The organism is Syntrophomonas erecta subsp. sporosyntropha (assembly GCF_055395365.1).
Window position 1 is genome coordinate 1,628,611 of the sequence record NZ_AP042459.1, and the last position, 17,148, is coordinate 1,645,758.

Here is a 17,148-nt window from a genome sequence, read left to right on the forward strand (position 1 = left end):
GATGGCTAGGATTAGCTATTTTAATACCTGGATGTAATTAACGCCCGGGTCAACTGTTCCCTGTAGATGACATTCTTCCATTTTAAGTATCCTTATATGCTCAACGATTTCCGAAGTAATGAGTTCTCCCATACATATGACCGGAATACCTGGTGGATAGGCCATAATTGCTTCACCGGCTATTTCTCCACTGGCATGGTGGAGTGGCACAATTTTTTTAGGCCTGTAAAAAGCTTCCCGGGGGGGAACTATCATTTCTGGACAGTCGGGAAAATTATAATTAACCGTTGATTTTCTAGCCGTAGTCTGGGCGGACAGTTTTTTTAAAGCATTAACTAAAATCTCCAAATCCTCCCCGCGGTCAGCTATGCTGACGATGGCTAAAATGTTATAAAGATCAGCCAGTTCTATCTGGATGTTATAGTCCCGCCTTAATATCATTTCTAGTTGATAACCGGTATATCCTAATCCGCTTATATGTATCCCCAGCTTACTTTCATCAAAATCGTAACATCCCGGAGTACCTACCAACTCAGGCCCAAAAGGATAAATTTCATAGATACCGGCTAATTCTTGGCGCACCTGGCGGACCAGATTTAACATTCGTTCCAGCAAAAAATTACCTTGTAGAACCATTTGGCGGCGGGCAACATCTAGCGAGCCAAGCAGTAGGTAGGAGGCGCTAGAGGTATAGGTAAGGTTTAAAACCTGTTTAACCTGATCGCGATAGATTAATTTTTCCCGTCCTAACAGGACTGAACTCTGGGTCAGGGATCCGGCGGTTTTATGAATACTACTGGCACTAAGATCAGCACCTGATTCCATAGCCGAAAGAGGGAAATCTTTATGGAAAGGCAGGTGAGCTCCATGAGCCTCATCCACCAGAACCACCATTTCACGCTGGTGGGCTTCTTCGACAATGGAGCGCAGATCAGTGGTAAATCCGTAATAGGTGGGATTAATCACGAATACTGCCCGGGCAGCAGGATGCTTGACCATAGTCTCTATCATGGTCTGAAGCGAAACCCCAGTAGCAATTCCCAGATTCCGGTTAATTTCCGGATAAACATAAATGGGTACAGCATCGCTTAAGATTAATCCTCCAAAGGTAGAGCGATGTGCATTACGGGGGATAATAATTTTGTCTCCCGGATTTAAAGTGCTCATGATCATGGCTTGAACACCGGATGTAGTACCGTTGACCAAAAAATGAGCGTAATCGGCATTATAGGCCTCGGCAAATAATTTTTCGGCTTCGGCTATTACGCCGCGGGGATTATTAATATAATCCAGGTCATGCATTCCGTTAAGATCCATCTGTAAAACCCGGCTACCCAGATAATCCTGCAATTGTGGTATTCCTCTACCACCTTTATGACCGGGTACGTGAAAAGAAATGGTCCCTTGATCGATATATTTTTGCACGGCCTCAAATATGGGCGTACGATTATGGTCTTGGATATTCACCCTATGCTCCCCCTTGTGTTTACTTTTGGTAGCCAGATAGCTACCATCTATAATATTCAAGGAGGAAACAGGTGTGCCTAGGGGACAGGGGGACAGGTTTACTGTCCCACCCCACAGAGAAACAAGGGGCAATGCAAGTAGGTAAAGGGGACAGCAAACCTGTCCCCTTGTCCACCTGTCCCCTTGTCCACCTGTCCCCTTGTCCACCTGTCCCCTTGTCCACCTGTCCCCTTGTCCACCTGTCCCCTTGTCCACCTGTCCCCTTGTCCACCATTTATTCTCAGGGAGAATTAGACAGGGCCGGACTGGCACAACCTTTCTCGATAATATATGGCATAGGAGAATAATAACTGCTGTCTAGTTTACGAGTAATTGCTTTACCCGGAGGATTATTAATACTGATCCATGATTGAAGAGTAGCCCCGTCCATTCCCTCTACAACTACTTTTTGTTCTCCCTGGGGCAGAGTTTGGTTATCCCGGTATATTCGGTAGGTAGGAGTTACGTTCAATACCTTATGATGCCATTCTACCTGGGGCGATGAGGCTTGTCCGTAAAAGGCTACATAAAGGGAGTTACCTACTCCCTGAGCCCAGATAAGTAAAGGGTCAGGTGTATCATTACGAAAACGAAAATCCTTAACTCCATAAGATACGGTGGCATCTTGCCCGTAAGGTACATATGGCACAGGCATACTGTGGTAATGACGTTCAACGATGGGTAGATTAGCCAGTACGGCTACATTATAAAGGGTAGAAGCCATCTTACATACACCACCTCCGGTAGTGGTAGTTAACCAGGTGCCCATATAGGTGGGGCCTTTTTTAAAGCCGCGGGCTTCTGTATACGGACCGGCGGTTTTATTCTGAGAAAAAATTTCTCCCGGGGCTACGATCGTTCCCGATATTAGTCGACCTGTCAGGTGGACATTATATTCTTCACCGGGCAGAGGATCATTAAGTACAGTTCGATAGGCTGCCATTTTGACAAAAGCCCCAGTTTGCAGTTGCATCTGCTTAAATTCCGGGTTGTTTTCCCAGGGAACCTGGTTAACTGGGCCCGACTTCATCTTCTGATTTTTAAACAGGTAAGAATACTGTTCCGATTCCGTAATGCGGGGGGAGCCGTAATCCTGCACCTGAAGGGGTTTGGAGGCATTTCGGTTTGGTTGATTTGAATGTATTACCCAGTCGGCTAATACTATTGTAATAAGTACCAATAGCACCATGGAAGGAAGCAATAAACTTTTTTTCATAATTAATCACCATTTTTTTTATTATGTTTAAGTACTGTTTTAGTTTAGCTTGATTAAGAGAAGTTTAAGCATACAAAATTGGGTAAAATGTTTCCGCCATTGTAGGGAAGGATGATAGAAATAATAGTTTTTTTGTTGGCCATTTTTGGCATGATATGCTGGGGAATTGCTCCCATCTTTGCCAAGGTAGGGTTGATAGGAGTGAATCCACTGGCGGGATTAGTCATCCGTACTTTAATTGCTGCGGGCCTGGTAAGCAGTTGGGTAGCATTAAGCGGTAGTTTTTCTTTGGTTAAAAACATACCGGTTAATTCCTGGATTTTGCTGGCGATAGAAGCCATACTGGCGACTTTGGTAGGTGACCTGGCCTATTATGCAGCTATCAAAAAAGGGGAGGTATCATTTGTAAGTGTGGTTATGGCTAGTTCCCCTCTGGTAACCATGTTATGTGCCACTATATTTTTGGGAGAACAAATTACCGCTACCCGAGTAGTAGGAGCCAGTTTTATCATCCTGGGTATAATTTTATTAGCATAAAGCGGGACGGGACAAGGGGACAGGTTTACTGTCCCCTTGTCCCGATGTGAGGCTTAAGGGCGGTAGATGAGGTGTTCTAAGATAAGTACAGCTAAAACCCCTACTACAAATCCGTTAGCTAGCAGGGGACGTAAGGTTACGGGCATGGCTGAGACAACTTCCACAGGCAGAAAAGCTACTACTGTGCCCAGCATTAGGGGTAACCCCATTATTAATCCATGGTCAAAGTTGGATACAGCCCGGTTCTCCATAGCCATCATCATACCGGCTGATATTTGCGAACACATGATATAAATCAATATAGTGCCGATTATTGGTGCCGGTACCTGACCAATAACCCGAATCAGTGCGGGAGAAAGGGATAGTAATCCCATACCCAGAGCTGCCGGAACTAGAGAATAACGGGAAGCACACCCGGTTGAGGCAATAACTCCGGGACTGAGCGAGAAATTAACCGGGCCTATAACACCCAGAAAACCTGATAAGGCATTACCCAAACCCGTGATGGTAATACCGCGGGTAATCCGTTTCTCCATTTCAGGAGCTTTCAGAAGACCGCCGATTGATTGTAGTGATCCCAGGTCATTGATGGATAATGCCAGGAATGAGAATAAGAATGCTAGTAGAATTCCCGGTTCAACTGTCAGTGTTGTGGTAAAGGGACCTTTATAAAAGGCAAACCAGGCTAGGGATTCAGCGGCCGGGGATGAAGATTGGGGAAATATAAACAGGTAAACTAAGCTCCCGACCAGCATAGCCCATAGTACCAGGGTAGATTTCCAAATCCCTTTTAAATGGCGGTGAGCTATAAAAAGGATCACTATGAGTAACAAGGAAAAAATATAGTTATTAGTTGCTGAAACCCCTGGGGAAGGACTACCTATCAAATTAACAATGGTAGGGGCCAGGGTAAAAGCGATAAGCAATAAAATTACGGCTACCACCCGGGGGGTAAAAAGTCGGCGCAGGCTGCCGAACAACCCTGTAACCGAGAGAACTGCCAACAGTAGACCGCCAATTATGATAGAAGAATAGATGGCATCGGCACAACTGCCATAACTAGCTATAATAGCTATCAAAAGCACCGTGGCTGGACCTATTACCAGTGGTAAGCGGTGGCCCCACAATACTTGAACTAGTAGTACCAGTGCGGTAGCTAGGAACAGCTTTTGTAAGTAAATGACCTCATCAATCGCTCCGGTTGAGGTTATACCGGCAACTACGGCACCGATTATAATAATGGAAGGTATGCTAACTGCCAGCCACTGTAAACCATAAAGCAAGTTCTCGCCTAATGGAGGACGTTGGTTCAGATCATATTTAAAGTGCATATCTAAATGCCTCCTAATAACAATATCTATATAAGTCATAATTTCTCTATAAATTAGGGAAGTCCTGCTGCGGGACAAGGGGACAGTAAACCTGTCCCCTTGTCCCTTAGGGGACAGTAAACCTGTCCCCTTGTCCCTTGCCCCAAAATGGGGTAAATATATTCGATAATATATGGGATAATACTGAGCAGGAGGTGTTTTTATGAAAGCGCTAGTAGTTTATTCTCATCCTAACCCTATGAGCTTTAATGCTGCTGTGGCCAAAGTCGTTCAGGAAGAACTGGAAAAGAAACAATTTCAGGTCAAGGTAAAAGATCTCTATGCCATGAACTGGAATCCGGTTCTTAGTGCCCAGGATTTTGAGGGATTTCATACTGGTAATATTGCCGAAGATATTAAAAAAGAACAAGCGGATGTGGCTTCTGCTGATCTGATAGTTATGATTGCACCAGTCTGGTGGTATTCGGTACCGGCGCTGCTTAAAGGCTATATTGACCGGGTTTTTAGTATAGGATTTGCCTATAAGTATACCTCGACTGGTCCCCAGGGGCTGCTAGCCGGTAAAAAAGCCCTGGTCATTACAACTTCAGGTGCTGATGAGAAGGCAGCTAAGGACACTCACATGCTAGATGCCGTTTATACTGCACTTGTTCAAGGGGTTTTTGGTTTCTGTGGTTTTGATAAGTATGAATATAAAAACTTTTTTGCGGTTCCAACTGTATCTGATGCCGAGCGTAAGCAAATGCTTACTGAAACTCGGGAATTAATAAGCAGGTTTGCCTAAAACTAAAATATGAGGGCGCCACAGCTGGCGCTCTGTTTCTTTCCGGCTGCTTTTGAGCCGGTTTTGGTTGATTATTAGACCCGGGAAGGGTTTTAAACAGGATTAAAGGTAGCTTTTGTTAGCAAATTAAATAGTACTGAATCTTTTGATAAAAAACAGCCTGGTAGCCAGGCTGTTTATACGCGTAAATTTTCCCGGGAATTATATTCTTTTATACAGATCCCATCCTCATCACAAAAGGCAATTTCCGGATAATTGCGCGGAGAAAAGTCTTTCGGAGAGCGGGATATGCGATTGCCGATCCGAATCTGACCGGGATTCAGATTCAGAGCAAAAATAATGCTATTTGTATCTCCGGAAGCCCCTGCATGGGCTAACCCATGCAATTTACCAAGAACTATAATATCACCCCCGGCGATGATCTCAGCACTCTCGTGGACATCACCCCACACTACCACCGATCCTTCTGAACTGACCTTCTGGCCACTGCGCAGGTTGCGATGGATAAATAAATCATGTTTGGGGGAAGAATGCTTCTGGGGGAGTTGAGAATTAGCCAGAATCATGCCGTGATTTAAGCACAACTTTTGCAAGCGGGCTATTTCTTCATGGGTTAGTCCGGTTAAACCCGGTCCCTGGAAAATCACCCGTGAGCCATTAAACAAGGCTTGATTCTGGATAAAATGATTTTCTAAAAAAGTACAATATTCTTCACAGGTACCCGACTGAAAGAGGAAAACCAGATTACCATTTAGACCTTTAATTTTAACCATCTTTATTTACCTTTTAAAGGAATATTAATATCCAGGGCTGCATTACGGCCCTCGGTGATAAGATTTACTTCTGGTATTCCGTCAATATCCACGTGGCGGGCAATTACCTGGATAATTTCATCTTTCAGGACTTCCATAAGCTGAGGGGAGGCCCCCAGGCGGTCATGGGTTAACACCAGCCGCAAGCGATTATTAGCCTGGGTACGGCTGGAATTTTCTCGGGCATAGATTTTTCTTAAAAAATCGAGCACAAGTTCTACCCTCCTTACTTGTTGAAGAAATTCTTAAGTTTTCCCAGGAATGAATTATCCTCGAAGCTGGCAATTTCAACTTGTTCACCTAACAGGCGCCGGGCTATATTATTAAAAGCCTCTGCCGCCATAGCCTTTTCATTTAAAATAATAGGTTCTCCCTTATTCGTAGAGATAACTACGTTTTTATCTTCCGGTACTACCCCAAGAAGATCAATACACAAGTGTTCCATAAGATCGTCGATACTCAACATATCGCCATGTTTGACCATGTCAGGGCGGATACGATTTATAACCAGTTGTATATCCTTAAACCCGGCCGATTCCAACATCCCAATAATACGATCAGCATCGCGTACTGCTGATACTTCCGGATTAGTAACCACTATTGCCTGGTTAGCTGCAGCAATAGCATTGCGGAAGCCTTGCTCAATACCAGCCGGACAATCGATAAAGATAAAGTCGAAATTAGGCTTTAACTGCTCACAAAGCGCTTTAACCCCTTCGGGGGTTATTTCATCCTTATTACGGGTTTGGGCAGCCGGCAGCATATAAAGTTCAGGGAAACGTTTGTCTTTTACTAGGGCTTGCTTCAAGGAGCACTCCCCTTCGATGACCTGGACAATATCATAAATAACCCGGTTTTCTAGTCCTAAAATAAGGTCTAGTTTCTTTAACCCAATATCGAGGTCCATAACCGCCACCCGGTAACCTTCCCGGGCCAGAGCGGTGCTGACGTTAGCTACAGTTGTAGTTTTGCCTACGCCCCCCTTTCCAGAAGTGACAACAATAACTTGTGGATCAGCGGTATTTTTCTCCATTCGAGGCCCTCCCTATGGAATATATAATCGATTATAAATAAGTTAATTTTTAATTAGACAAAAGTAGACACCTATTTAATTGTAAAGCATAAACGTCACTGAATAAACTGCTATTTATGGAAAATGAAAGAATTGTGTTTCCCAGAAAGAAATATGAGCCCGGTCAGGGCTCATATTTGGAGAGGGAATGTGATGGAATTTATGTTTTATTTGGGGGGTGAAGGTTAAGTTTAGTATTACATAAAACGGTATAGTTATCAACAATACGGTCATTTTAAAAACTTATGGAATGGTATCAAAAATTCTAATCATCGTCCCGGAGAGCCTAAATCGCCTTCTTTTCGACTTTTTTCGCCATTTATATATCGGTGCCGAAAGACTTGATCAAAAAAGCCCGAACTTGGTTGCGGGCTTTTTTGCTGATCAGGATGCTCATAAGCGGACTAATCAATTTTAAGATTACTTTCCTCTTTTATGCTGGCTATTTCCAATAATGCCTGCTGAATATCCCCGGCAGGATAGATCTGTGCCAATCTCTGGCAAAGTTCAATTATATGAGTACGGGCTTGCCCAGCCAGGGAGTGTATCTCTTCGGCAGAATTAACTTTGCCATCCTGGTACAAAGCCTGCATTTTATCCAGGAAAATATCCAGGTTACGCTCAATAATGGGGCGGCTATCAGTGATTATTTTAGCGTTATGGTCACTTTCTAAATAAGTTCCACCCGAGTTATAAAACCGGTCTAATTCACAATTTAGAGCAAACTTGTATTCCTGCCGGAATACTTCTATTTCCTTTGCTTCCTGGTGGGAGAGCTTGGCCACCATATCCCGAATATCCGGGTTAGTGGAGTTGTCTGTTAGCTTAGTATAAAGGGCTAAAACTGCCTGTCCCATTTTAATACCCATCTGATATACTTCACTACCTGTAAGTGGAGATCGCACCTCCATTTTAGGGGTTGGGTAAGTGTTGGTTCTGAAAGCTGTCTGGGTCATAGTATCTGCCTCCTTTTAGGGAATCACCGTAGGCGTTCGCTCATGCATCCTTCTAATGTGATTGTACTATCATTCACAAGCGAGCACAATACTTCCCTTGTCAATAGTATTTTATCGCTATGATAAGGGAGATTTATTCATAGGTTAAAACGAAATTCTAATAGCTTTATATGGTTGACCATAAAAAAAATTAACTTGCGGCAATAGAAGGGAACGGTTAAAAAGGCGCTAAAAGAGCGGGGAATTAATGAAAGGGGTATAAATAATATTTATACCCCTTTCATCTAGCCCTTAATATTGGGAGATAAATGTATAAACCTGCTAGCTGAATAACCGTCCCTGCACCAAAGGAGGTACTACAGGCTTAGTATCAGAGAATGACCGGGGCAAAGGGGAACTAACCACTGTGGCTGCCCGAGCATGCCAGGCGGCCAATTTTTTCAGGGCCTCTAATTGATCGTGTCTACCCATTCGAGCCCGGTGCAGAGCACGGTTTAAGGTAGAGTAGGATAGTTCGATGTCTTTTTCGTTAACGGGAAAAGGAAAGCCATCTTTACCGCCGTGGGCAAAAGCATATCGTACCGGGTCGGTATAACTGGGCTGTACCCCGTAAGCAACCTCGGCTACCAGGCATAAGGCGCGCAAAGTGCCGGGACCCACCCCGGTTACCCCTAAGAGCTGCTCAAAATCCTGGGGGTGTTCCTCATAAGCGGCTCTAATGGAGCGGTTTAAGTACGCGGTGCGGGGGATCGGGTGCGCCTGGGGCAGGTTAAGATGAGTTGAGGTGATATGCTCTAATTCCTGCAAAACTTTATCCGGATGCTGGCCTACTATTTCCGGTGTCAACCACCGTAAATGGCTATTTTCCTTGGATACCAGGTTTAAGGTCTGCCCGATCTGGTCGCAGCAAATGGCTGCCTGGGGTTCCTCAGTAAAAGAGGGCATAACGGTGCTTAGCCAATGATAGCGGCGGGCCTGGCAAATTGGTTCATTCATACCTTGCTGAACAACTGCCCAGCTACCTTTATCAGTAAACACAAAAAAATGGTGATAAATATGGTAGTTATCCTGTACAGCTGCATTATCTACCTTAGCGGCCATTTTACTGGCATAAACCAGATCATCCGGCCGGCAATGTAAAGGGTAATTATCAGCTATAGTCACGATTTCGTGTGGAGTTTTACGGGAGGTTTTACCTTTGCCCCCAGCCATAAACAATCCGGCCCGGGGGCCAATTTCAGCTAAACCTTCTTTAAGGGCTCCGCAAAGAGTAGTGGTTAATCCGGAGGAATGCCAATCAAAACCGACTACACAGCCTAAAGCCTGAAACCAGTAGGGATCAGCCAGTCTTTTTAGAACTTCTTCCACCCCAAAATCTTCTATGACGATTTCAATAATAGCTGCGCTAAGGGATTTCATATGTTTAAACAGCCAGGCCGGGCAATTACCTCCATGCAAAGGCAAGTTGGCAGTACCTGTTTTCATATATCTTCACCACTATTTAAAAGTTTCTTATAGTATAACAAAATCCCCAGGCAAGGAACATATGTTCTAAAGAAAGTTATGGCTTGCTTTTTCACGTATTAAATCTATAATAACGTTAAATTCAGTTGAGGTTAGTCTGGGCTCTATTATAATCGGGCTTTTACATAATATTAAGGTATACTTTATTTAAGAAGAATTGCCGGTGGCTCTAAATTAAACAGGAAGGGATTTTAAAATGAAGTGGCTACAGCGAACAGGATTAGTCATAGCAGGACTGCTGGTTTTTATAGTGTTTTTCCTGGTGGGGGCCTCAGTTACCAAGACTACCCCCCGGTTACTGGTATCACTTACCGGATTAAAAAACTGGGAATACCAAACCCGGCAGCAGTCGGTCATCTACTACAGTGATGGCAAACCTATGACCGAAATCGGCTACAAGAGGACTTACAGCCAGGATTTTCCCCAGTTTATGCAAGATGCAGTTGTAGCAGTTGAAGACCAGCGCTTTTATGAGCATAATGGCCTGGATACACGTAGTATTGGCAGAGCAATATATAAAAATATAAGAGCCGGGAAAAAGGCCGAGGGGGCTAGTACGATTACCCAGCAAACAGCCCGCACCTTATTTCTGACTCAGGAAAAAACTTATACCCGTAAAATAAAGGAAGTACTCCTGGCATCAGCTCTGGAGGAAAAGTTCAGCAAGCAAGCTATTTTAAACATGTACCTTAATGAAATATATATGGGTCGGGGGTGTTCTGGTATGGCCTGTGCTGCCAATAGTTACTTTGGCAAGGATCTCTGGTCTTTAAACCGGGCAGAAATCTGTATGCTGGTGGGAATGATACAGGCACCCGAACATTACTCACCTGACACCAACCGAGAGGGTCTTAAACAACGTCAAGAAGTGGTTATCAATGTTTTATCCGAGCAAGGGGTAATTGGTTTAGACGAAGCTCGGGTCCTTAAGCAACAGGCTGTCTATTTTCGTAACTACCAGCCTAACCAGGGGCCCCATCCTTATTTAGTAAGTTACCTGGTATGGAAACTAAAAGATTTAGTAGGAGCAGAACGCCTTTATCAGGGTGGAATAAATATATACACTACCATTGATCGTAACATGCAGAATGCGGCCGAAAATGCGGTGGTAAAACAGGCCCGCTCCCTAGGTTACCAGGGAATTACCGCCCGAGATATGGCCTTAGTATCCCTGGATCCTCATACCGGGGGGATAAAGGCCTTGGTGGGGGGAGTCGATTTTGGCAGGAATCAGCTAAATATGGCGGTATTACCACGTCAACCTGGTTCAGCGATTAAGCCCTTGTACTATGCAGCAGCGATGAATGATGGATTGATTACCCCGGATACCATTTTAAATAACCGACCCCGGGATTTCGGAGGATATCAGCCTCGTAACCAACAATCTTCAGCACCGGACCAGGTAAGTGTACGGGAGGCACTAGTTAGATCTTATAATGTAGCATCAGTAGAAGTTCTAAACCAGTTAGGCATAGAGCGTGCTTTTCGTTCTATGGAGGATTTAGGTATTACTACCCTGGAAGAGGACGACCGTAACCTGGCTTTGGCCCTGGGAGGACTGAAGCGGGGAATATCGCCGTTGGAGCTGGCTAATGCCTATACCGTTTTTCCTAATAACGGCTATAGAGCTGAACACTATCTGTTAGAACGAGTGGAAACAGTAGAAGGACGTGTGCTTTACCAAAGTAAAACCAAGTCGGTACGGGTATTCAGCCGGGGAACCATCCGGGAAATGGATAATATTCTTCGGGATGTGATGAAACGTGGTACGGGAACGGTGGCCGCTATTGCTATCCCCGCCGGGGGAAAGACCGGAACGACTACCGACAGTCGTGATTTATGGTTTGTAGGTTACACTAATGATCTGGTTACGGCTGTATGGGCGGGCAACAGTAATGGAGAGCCAGTGAAAGGATATAATGCCTATGGAGGCCGGATAGCTGGACCAGTATGGCGAAATTATATGAATACCCTGTATTATAGCCACGTACTGGAAGATAAACCCTCGTATCAGCCGGTAGAAGAACCCTCTGAACCAGAGGAGCCGCTGGAGGAAGACCTGGAACTGGAAGAAGAACAGCCCGAAGAAGGGACTGAACCTGGTGACAATGAACCGGATACTGGAAAAGACAATGATGCCACTACCCCATCACCTTCTCTACCGCCAGAAGAACCAGTATCTCCGGCACCACCGGAACCATCACCTGGTGATGCCCGCATAGAAGTCATCGATTTATAAAGAAGCAGGGGGACGGTCCATTTGCTTCCTTTTGGGAAGCAAATGGCCTGTCCCTTCAGTTACTTCTTAAAGGAGTCTTCCTTTTTTCCGCATTTATGCTTCATAATTATGCTTTTCCTGGAAATCTTATGCAATTTTCTATAGTGAAAAAGTATTTTTGAGTAGGCTATATTAAAAAGGTTGTGGGTAGAAGGAAGTATGGAGACATACCTATAGCATGGTGGTCGGATAGGCCGATTGCGATTGAGAATTTATAGTTTATCCCACCAGTTAAAATTGTTGAAAAGAAATACTCCGACTATAGCTGCGACTAATCCAACACCGAGACATATCATGATGATCAGGGTTACTATTGATTCGGGAGATTCCATCCCTATCACCTCTCCAGCTAATCCCTTTATTTATAATAACACCAAAAACCTTTTTTGGGTAATTCTTTTAAAAAGTAAAGCTAAGTAATTCTGGCTTTTTTATGCCCTTAACAGGAACACATTACCCTCTTCTGCTTATGATAGAAAAAGGAGAGGTGATGGGCATGCGCTTACGAAAATCCCCGATTTTAGGCATATATAATAAAGCTTTTAGTTTTGAACCATATATACCTCCAGGCATATCCTTGATGGCTGCTCAGAAAATGTGGCCGACTACTCAGGGGAAAGGAATGGTAGTGGCCGTAGTAGACACTGGGATAGATTACCTGCACCCGGACTTAAAAAACAACCTGGTTGGGGGTAAAAGTTTTGTTCCGGCGGAAAAGGATTATATGGATCTTAATGGCCATGGTACTCATGTAGCGGGTATCATAGCTGCAAATGGCAAAATATTAGGTATGGCACCAGAGGCAGGACTGCTGGCAGTCAAGGTATTGAATCGAGATGGATTTGGTACTAATTCCAGTATAATACAGGGTTTGGCTTGGGCACGCCGCTGGGAAGGGGATAAGGGACAGCGGGTAAATGTTATTAATTTGAGCCTGGGAGGGCCGTTTCCCAATAAGGACCTGCATAATGAGATTATTAAGGCCGTAAATGCTGGTATTACCGTGGTATGTGCGGCTGGTAACGCCGGCGATGCTAACCCGGATACCCCGGAGATATCCTATCCAGCTTATTACCTGGAGACCCTGGCAGTGGGAGCTATTAATTTACAGACAGGAATTGCTGATTTTAGTAATTCTAATGACCGTATTGATGTGGTTGCTCCGGGGGTCGATACTTATTCAACTTACCCTGACAAAAGTTATGTAAAATTATCAGGCACCTCTATGGCTGCCCCCCATCTCTCAGGAGCAGTGGCGCTGATTACGTCCCGCTACCTTATGAAATTTAATCAAATTCCTACTCCAGACTATATCCGCAGTTATCTGCATATGCAAGCCGTAGATCTGGGGGATTTGGGATTTGATAATCTTTATGGATATGGTTTATTTACCTTTAATACTGATGGGGGCAAGGCTATAAAACTAATAATCGATCAGCGTAAATACTATTTGAATAATAAAGAACAACAGCTAAAAAAAGCTCCTTTTGTACATGAAGGGGAACCGGTGGCATCTATTCGTGAGATTTGTGACCTGCTTTCCACTGGCTCCATGTTTATTCCTCCAGATGGTTCGGAAGACAATCCTACCGGACAAGTGGAAATTTGGAGCTAATATAATAACCGTTTACTTCTAACATTATGAAATAAAGGAAATTTATATAGGCTTGTCGAATAAAATCTAGTAAGTACTCGGAGGTGATTTGTTTTGTAATGTATCACGAAGGGGGATGGTTTGATGGCTGAGAAATTGCACCTATTTGCTGTGTCTGATTCGGTGGGGGAGACTGCAGAAAAAATTGCAGTAGCTTCGGTTTTGCAGTTTAAGATGGAACGCAACATTACTCGCTTTTCCCGGGTAACTAAAGAAGAGCAGGTAGTCAAAATCATCAACCAGGCAGTAGAGGATGACGCCATTATTGTTTACACTATTGTAAAACCAGAGTTAGCAGATTTTATGGATGCAAAGGCCCGGGAAAAAGGAGTACGGGCGGTAAATGTTATGGCTCCGTTATTTAGTGTGATCGAGGAGAAGACTGGCCTTAAGCCGGCCTATATTTCAGGACTGACTCATAAAATGGATGACCAGTATTTTAATCGAATGCAGGCTATTGAGTTTACCATTGAGCATGACAATGGTCAGAATTTGGATACCTTTCATGAGGCCGATTTGATAATTTTGGGGCTTCCCCGAACCTCTAAAACACCCCTTTCTATGCACCTGGCTAACCTGGGCATTAAGGTGGCTAACTATCCTATTCTGATGGATACCGAGATACCGGAAGAGATTAATGTTTTAAAAGGGAAAATACCTATGGTGGGGCTTACCATTGATGTTGAACACCTAATGGAGTTGCGGAAAGAGAGACTGCGGAGTTTTGAGATGCCCCATAATTTTGAAAGTCTGGATGAAATGGTAGCAGAGGAATTGGATAATGCTTATAATATTTATACTAAATTAAAGTGTCTAGTTATAGATGTTACTCTGGAGAATATTGAAAAAATAGGTAATACCATTACCCACAAATTTCAGCTGCCTTTACGGGTGACCCATTATCGTTTCTAAGTACCATAGCAGTGTAGGCAAAGATAAATAATAAATCTTTAGTGTATTATATATAAAAAAACAAATAGCTATTTGATAATTAAATGAGGCTGCCCTTATGGGTAGCCTCATTTTAATCAAGCACCCGGAAGCAGGGAGGAAGCGCGGGGACGGTCCTGTTGCTTCCTAAAAGATCGTAGTAGAGGAAGGATTTTTTATGTCGTGGGTTTATATTGTGGAATGTGCTGATGGGACTTATTACACTGGTTATACAGAGAATGTTGAAAATCGGCTGGCTGTGCATAATGCGGGTAAAGCCAGCCGCTATACCCGCGGCCGTGTGCCGGTAAAGCTGGTATATATGGAACAAACTGCTACTAAAAGTCAGGCACTGCGCCGGGAAGCGGAAATAAAGAAAATGAAACGCCAGCAGAAACAAAAACTTATCGATGGGCAGTCCTGATTTAAGGGGCTTGTCAGCAAAAACAAAATGGAGTATGGCTTTACATATTAGAAACAATCCTGGGAAAAGCTAAACCAAGCAGGTTAAAAAGGAGGTTTTCCAGGTGAGTTTTCAAAAAGGACAAATTATAAGTAAAAAATCTTTTATGGAAAATGGTGACTATGCTAAGGAAGAATACGAAGGTCTGATTGTAAGTGCTGATTCCCAAAAAGGTCATTATAATATTGGGGTTCAACTTGATGAAGAGCGGGTATTACTGGTAGACCATGCCCGGGATAGTGAAGTGCACCAGCGTGTAAACCAGTTAGCACCGCAAATACAGGAAATTCAGCGCCAGTATAAATCTGGTCAGGACCTGCAAAACTATACCGGAATTTAAGCTAAAATTCTATTTGCTAACCACAGTAGGAAGCCAGGCATGGGCTGGAAATCTAACCAATCTAGGGCTATAAAGATGATCAGGCAGTTTAAGGATAAATTTAAGTCTGGTATATTCAAAACCCTCCCGGTATATTAATATACCGGGAGGGGGAAACATGGAGTGGCAGGTTTTTGTTTTATATCCTTTTCGAGACCCTCGGGAGGTTAAAAAACTGCTGATCGGGTGTGTCATTTGTATTGTCCCGATAATTAACATTATAGTGGTTGGCTATTTTATGGCCTGTCTTAGCAATGGTATTCGAGGCCGTCTCACCTTACCTGACTGGAATAATTGGCAGGATTTAGCCAGAGATAGTCTATTTGGCCTGATGATACTAGCCGTTTACTTATTAATTCCTTTAATATTGGTCCCGTTTTTAATGATAATACCTCTGGCGGGAAGTTTATTATTATCGATGCTTATGCTGCTGGCCGGAATGTTAGTACCAATTGCCATGGGAGGGTATGTAATGACCTGTGATATTCAGTACGCATTTCGGTTGCCGGATATTATCATGCAGGCGGTTAAGATTATAGAGCACTATATCCCGATATATTTAGCGGCGGCCTTTATCATCGCTATAGGTTTGGCTATTATTTTGGTAATTCCTTATTTAAGCCCGGTAGGAGCAGTGATTATCTTTTATACGGGAATAATTCTATTTAGATCTACCGGCATGTTAATTAGAGATTCCCGTTACAAATAATTTTATTCTTTTTTTAGGAACGTGGCATTGGGTATGTGGTCTTTTTATATAAGATGAGATTAATTTGATAAAGGTAATCTTTAAAAAGGTGCCCAAAGGTGCAATACCTAGGCATCTTTTTTCATGGAAAGTATCTAAATACAAACCGGAAAGTTCTCTTAAAAAACCTTTATTTTATTTGTTTTGGCTGGGGAGACAGGATTACGGGCGATTATAGGAGAATTAATAAGTAAGGCAACCACTTCAAAGAGCGGGGAGGAGTGTGGGAATGATCAAATGGAAGGATGAGTACAGCCTCGGTATTGAGCGTATTGATGAACAGCATCGCCAGTTATTCGCCATAGCCGATAAAGCTTATCAAGTATTAAAAGATGATCTATGTATTGATAAATATGATCAAATTGTCGCTATCATGGATGAGCTAAAATCCTATGCAGTTTTCCATTTTAGAACAGAGGAAGAATACATGAGGAGTATAGGATATAAGCGGTATTTATCCCATAAGGTCAGTCATGCCGATTTTATTGAGCAAACCAATGATATTGATCTTACAAATGTTGATATTAATCAAGATAATTACCTGCTTAAAGTACTGGATTTCATAGTCACTTGGATTGATCAGCATATTTTAGGACAGGACAAATTAATTGTCAAAAGTGCCGATGATAGCCTGAAAACAGAAAAAACACGCAGGTGATTGACTTAAATAAGTTAAATTGTTATCATAGGTGTGTTGTCGGGATGTGGCTCAGCTTGGTAGAGCGCCTGGTTCGGGACCAGGAGGCCGCAGGTTCAAATCCTGTCATCCCGACCATTAATATTAAACATCGCGGAAGCAAAGGGGATGATCCTTTTGTTTCTTTTTTTTAGCATATCTATCCCCTCACCTATACTCGGAACACTTTAGCCTTCAGACATAATCATAATAATGATACAAGATATTTACGTTTAAGCTCTGTTTATACTCTTTATGCTCTCAGAATAGCTTGATAAGCTA

General features: G+C 43.3%; 17 protein-coding genes and 1 tRNA gene. 10 read left to right on the forward strand and 8 right to left on the reverse strand.

Translation table 11 applies throughout. The annotated features are described in order from the left end of the window. Window positions 1-15 precede the first annotated feature (15 nt). Both ACZ5Q0_RS08040 and ACZ5Q0_RS08045 read right to left on the reverse strand, forming a co-directional pair. On the reverse strand, window positions 16-1,467 hold the full coding sequence (locus tag ACZ5Q0_RS08040; RefSeq protein ID WP_447182400.1) for an aminotransferase class I/II-fold pyridoxal phosphate-dependent enzyme: 1,452 nt from the start codon (window positions 1,465-1,467) through the stop codon (window positions 16-18). A 280-nt stretch (window positions 1,468-1,747) separates the two neighbouring features. Beyond that, window positions 1,748-2,722 carry a VanW family protein gene (locus tag ACZ5Q0_RS08045; RefSeq protein ID WP_447182401.1) on the reverse strand — a complete coding sequence of 325 codons (975 nt, stop codon included), beginning with the start codon at window positions 2,720-2,722 and terminating at the stop codon, window positions 1,748-1,750. A 111-nt stretch (window positions 2,723-2,833) separates the two neighbouring features. Between ACZ5Q0_RS08045 and ACZ5Q0_RS08050 the strand changes: the two genes are divergently transcribed. Next, window positions 2,834-3,259, forward strand: a complete 426-nt coding sequence (locus tag ACZ5Q0_RS08050) for an EamA family transporter (RefSeq protein ID WP_447182402.1) — start codon at window positions 2,834-2,836, stop codon at window positions 3,257-3,259. A 53-nt stretch (window positions 3,260-3,312) separates the two neighbouring features. Here the strand turns inward: ACZ5Q0_RS08050 and ACZ5Q0_RS08055 are convergent, their stop codons facing one another. After that, complete coding sequence (locus ACZ5Q0_RS08055; protein WP_447182403.1) at window positions 3,313-4,590, reverse strand: uracil-xanthine permease family protein; 1,278 nt, start codon at window positions 4,588-4,590, stop codon at window positions 3,313-3,315. A 202-nt stretch (window positions 4,591-4,792) separates the two neighbouring features. Between ACZ5Q0_RS08055 and ACZ5Q0_RS08060 the strand changes: the two genes are divergently transcribed. Then, window positions 4,793-5,374, forward strand: a complete 582-nt coding sequence (locus ACZ5Q0_RS08060) for an NAD(P)H-dependent oxidoreductase (RefSeq protein ID WP_446818564.1) — start codon at window positions 4,793-4,795, stop codon at window positions 5,372-5,374. A 176-nt stretch (window positions 5,375-5,550) separates the two neighbouring features. Here ACZ5Q0_RS08060 and ACZ5Q0_RS08065 read toward each other — a convergent pair whose 3' ends face one another. The 5 genes from ACZ5Q0_RS08065 to ACZ5Q0_RS08085 form a co-directional block, all read right to left on the reverse strand. Beyond that, window positions 5,551-6,147 carry a septum site-determining protein MinC gene (locus tag ACZ5Q0_RS08065; protein WP_446818563.1) on the reverse strand — a complete coding sequence of 199 codons (597 nt, stop codon included), beginning with the start codon at window positions 6,145-6,147 and terminating at the stop codon, window positions 5,551-5,553. A 2-nt stretch (window positions 6,148-6,149) separates the two neighbouring features. Next, window positions 6,150-6,398: a cell division topological specificity factor MinE gene (minE, locus tag ACZ5Q0_RS08070; RefSeq protein ID WP_446818562.1), complete on the reverse strand. Its 249-nt coding sequence runs from the start codon at window positions 6,396-6,398 to the stop codon at window positions 6,150-6,152. Window positions 6,399-6,412: 14 nt separating this feature from the next. Beyond that, complete coding sequence (gene minD, locus ACZ5Q0_RS08075; protein WP_446818561.1) at window positions 6,413-7,219, reverse strand: septum site-determining protein MinD; 807 nt, start codon at window positions 7,217-7,219, stop codon at window positions 6,413-6,415. 443 nt (window positions 7,220-7,662) lie between these two features. Then, window positions 7,663-8,214 (reverse strand): hypothetical protein, encoded by a 552-nt coding sequence (locus ACZ5Q0_RS08080; RefSeq protein WP_446818560.1) that lies wholly within the window; start codon window positions 8,212-8,214, stop codon window positions 7,663-7,665. Window positions 8,215-8,535: 321 nt separating this feature from the next. Beyond that, entirely contained in the window at window positions 8,536-9,699 is a 1,164-nt protein-coding gene (locus tag ACZ5Q0_RS08085; protein WP_446818559.1) for a DUF763 domain-containing protein, read from the reverse strand. 235 nt (window positions 9,700-9,934) lie between these two features. On the opposite strand from ACZ5Q0_RS08085, the gene ACZ5Q0_RS08090 reads away from it, so the two are divergent. The 8 genes from ACZ5Q0_RS08090 (at window position 9,935) to ACZ5Q0_RS08125 (ending at window position 16,965) form a co-directional block, all read left to right on the forward strand. Next, window positions 9,935-11,977 (forward strand): transglycosylase domain-containing protein, encoded by a 2,043-nt coding sequence (locus ACZ5Q0_RS08090; RefSeq protein WP_447182404.1) that lies wholly within the window; start codon window positions 9,935-9,937, stop codon window positions 11,975-11,977. Between the two features lie 508 nt (window positions 11,978-12,485). Then, window positions 12,486-13,631 carry a S8 family peptidase gene (locus tag ACZ5Q0_RS08095; RefSeq protein ID WP_464827099.1) on the forward strand — a complete coding sequence of 382 codons (1,146 nt, stop codon included), beginning with the start codon at window positions 12,486-12,488 and terminating at the stop codon, window positions 13,629-13,631. Window positions 13,632-13,754: 123 nt separating this feature from the next. Beyond that, window positions 13,755-14,582, forward strand: a complete 828-nt coding sequence (locus ACZ5Q0_RS08100) for a pyruvate, water dikinase regulatory protein (RefSeq protein WP_446818556.1) — start codon at window positions 13,755-13,757, stop codon at window positions 14,580-14,582. 196 nt (window positions 14,583-14,778) lie between these two features. Then, window positions 14,779-15,024, forward strand: coding sequence for a GIY-YIG nuclease family protein (locus ACZ5Q0_RS08105; RefSeq protein ID WP_446818555.1), 246 nt, complete (start codon window positions 14,779-14,781; stop codon window positions 15,022-15,024). 103 nt (window positions 15,025-15,127) lie between these two features. Beyond that, the gene (locus ACZ5Q0_RS08110) at window positions 15,128-15,403 is read left to right on the forward strand and encodes a hypothetical protein (RefSeq protein WP_446818553.1); all 276 of its coding nucleotides are present in this window, start codon (window positions 15,128-15,130) and stop codon (window positions 15,401-15,403) included. A 157-nt stretch (window positions 15,404-15,560) separates the two neighbouring features. Further along, window positions 15,561-16,151 (forward strand): DUF4013 domain-containing protein, encoded by a 591-nt coding sequence (locus tag ACZ5Q0_RS08115; protein WP_446818551.1) that lies wholly within the window; start codon window positions 15,561-15,563, stop codon window positions 16,149-16,151. A 268-nt stretch (window positions 16,152-16,419) separates the two neighbouring features. Then, window positions 16,420-16,848 (forward strand): bacteriohemerythrin, encoded by a 429-nt coding sequence (locus ACZ5Q0_RS08120; protein ID WP_446818550.1) that lies wholly within the window; start codon window positions 16,420-16,422, stop codon window positions 16,846-16,848. A 40-nt stretch (window positions 16,849-16,888) separates the two neighbouring features. Further along, window positions 16,889-16,965: transfer RNA gene (locus tag ACZ5Q0_RS08125), tRNA-Pro, on the forward strand. Window positions 16,966-17,148: the final 183 nt, after the last annotated feature.

Coding starts and splice junctions, on each gene's coding strand:
- ACZ5Q0_RS08045 (WP_447182401.1), bottom strand. CDS start 2,722: ATGAAAAAAAGTTTATTGCTTCCTTCCATGGTGCTATTGGTACTTATT.
- ACZ5Q0_RS08105 (WP_446818555.1), top strand. CDS start 14,779: ATGTCGTGGGTTTATATTGTGGAATGTGCTGATGGGACTTATTACACT.
- ACZ5Q0_RS08120 (WP_446818550.1), top strand. CDS start 16,420: ATGATCAAATGGAAGGATGAGTACAGCCTCGGTATTGAGCGTATTGAT.
- minD (WP_446818561.1), bottom strand. CDS start 7,219: ATGGAGAAAAATACCGCTGATCCACAAGTTATTGTTGTCACTTCTGGA.
- ACZ5Q0_RS08080 (WP_446818560.1), bottom strand. CDS start 8,214: ATGACCCAGACAGCTTTCAGAACCAACACTTACCCAACCCCTAAAATG.
- ACZ5Q0_RS08085 (WP_446818559.1), bottom strand. CDS start 9,699: ATGAAAACAGGTACTGCCAACTTGCCTTTGCATGGAGGTAATTGCCCG.
- ACZ5Q0_RS08100 (WP_446818556.1), top strand. CDS start 13,755: ATGGCTGAGAAATTGCACCTATTTGCTGTGTCTGATTCGGTGGGGGAG.
- ACZ5Q0_RS08115 (WP_446818551.1), top strand. CDS start 15,561: ATGGAGTGGCAGGTTTTTGTTTTATATCCTTTTCGAGACCCTCGGGAG.
- ACZ5Q0_RS08090 (WP_447182404.1), top strand. CDS start 9,935: ATGAAGTGGCTACAGCGAACAGGATTAGTCATAGCAGGACTGCTGGTT.
- ACZ5Q0_RS08095 (WP_464827099.1), top strand. CDS start 12,486: ATGATAGAAAAAGGAGAGGTGATGGGCATGCGCTTACGAAAATCCCCG.
- ACZ5Q0_RS08065 (WP_446818563.1), bottom strand. CDS start 6,147: ATGGTTAAAATTAAAGGTCTAAATGGTAATCTGGTTTTCCTCTTTCAG.
- ACZ5Q0_RS08060 (WP_446818564.1), top strand. CDS start 4,793: ATGAAAGCGCTAGTAGTTTATTCTCATCCTAACCCTATGAGCTTTAAT.
- ACZ5Q0_RS08050 (WP_447182402.1), top strand. CDS start 2,834: ATGATAGAAATAATAGTTTTTTTGTTGGCCATTTTTGGCATGATATGC.
- ACZ5Q0_RS08055 (WP_447182403.1), bottom strand. CDS start 4,590: ATGCACTTTAAATATGATCTGAACCAACGTCCTCCATTAGGCGAGAAC.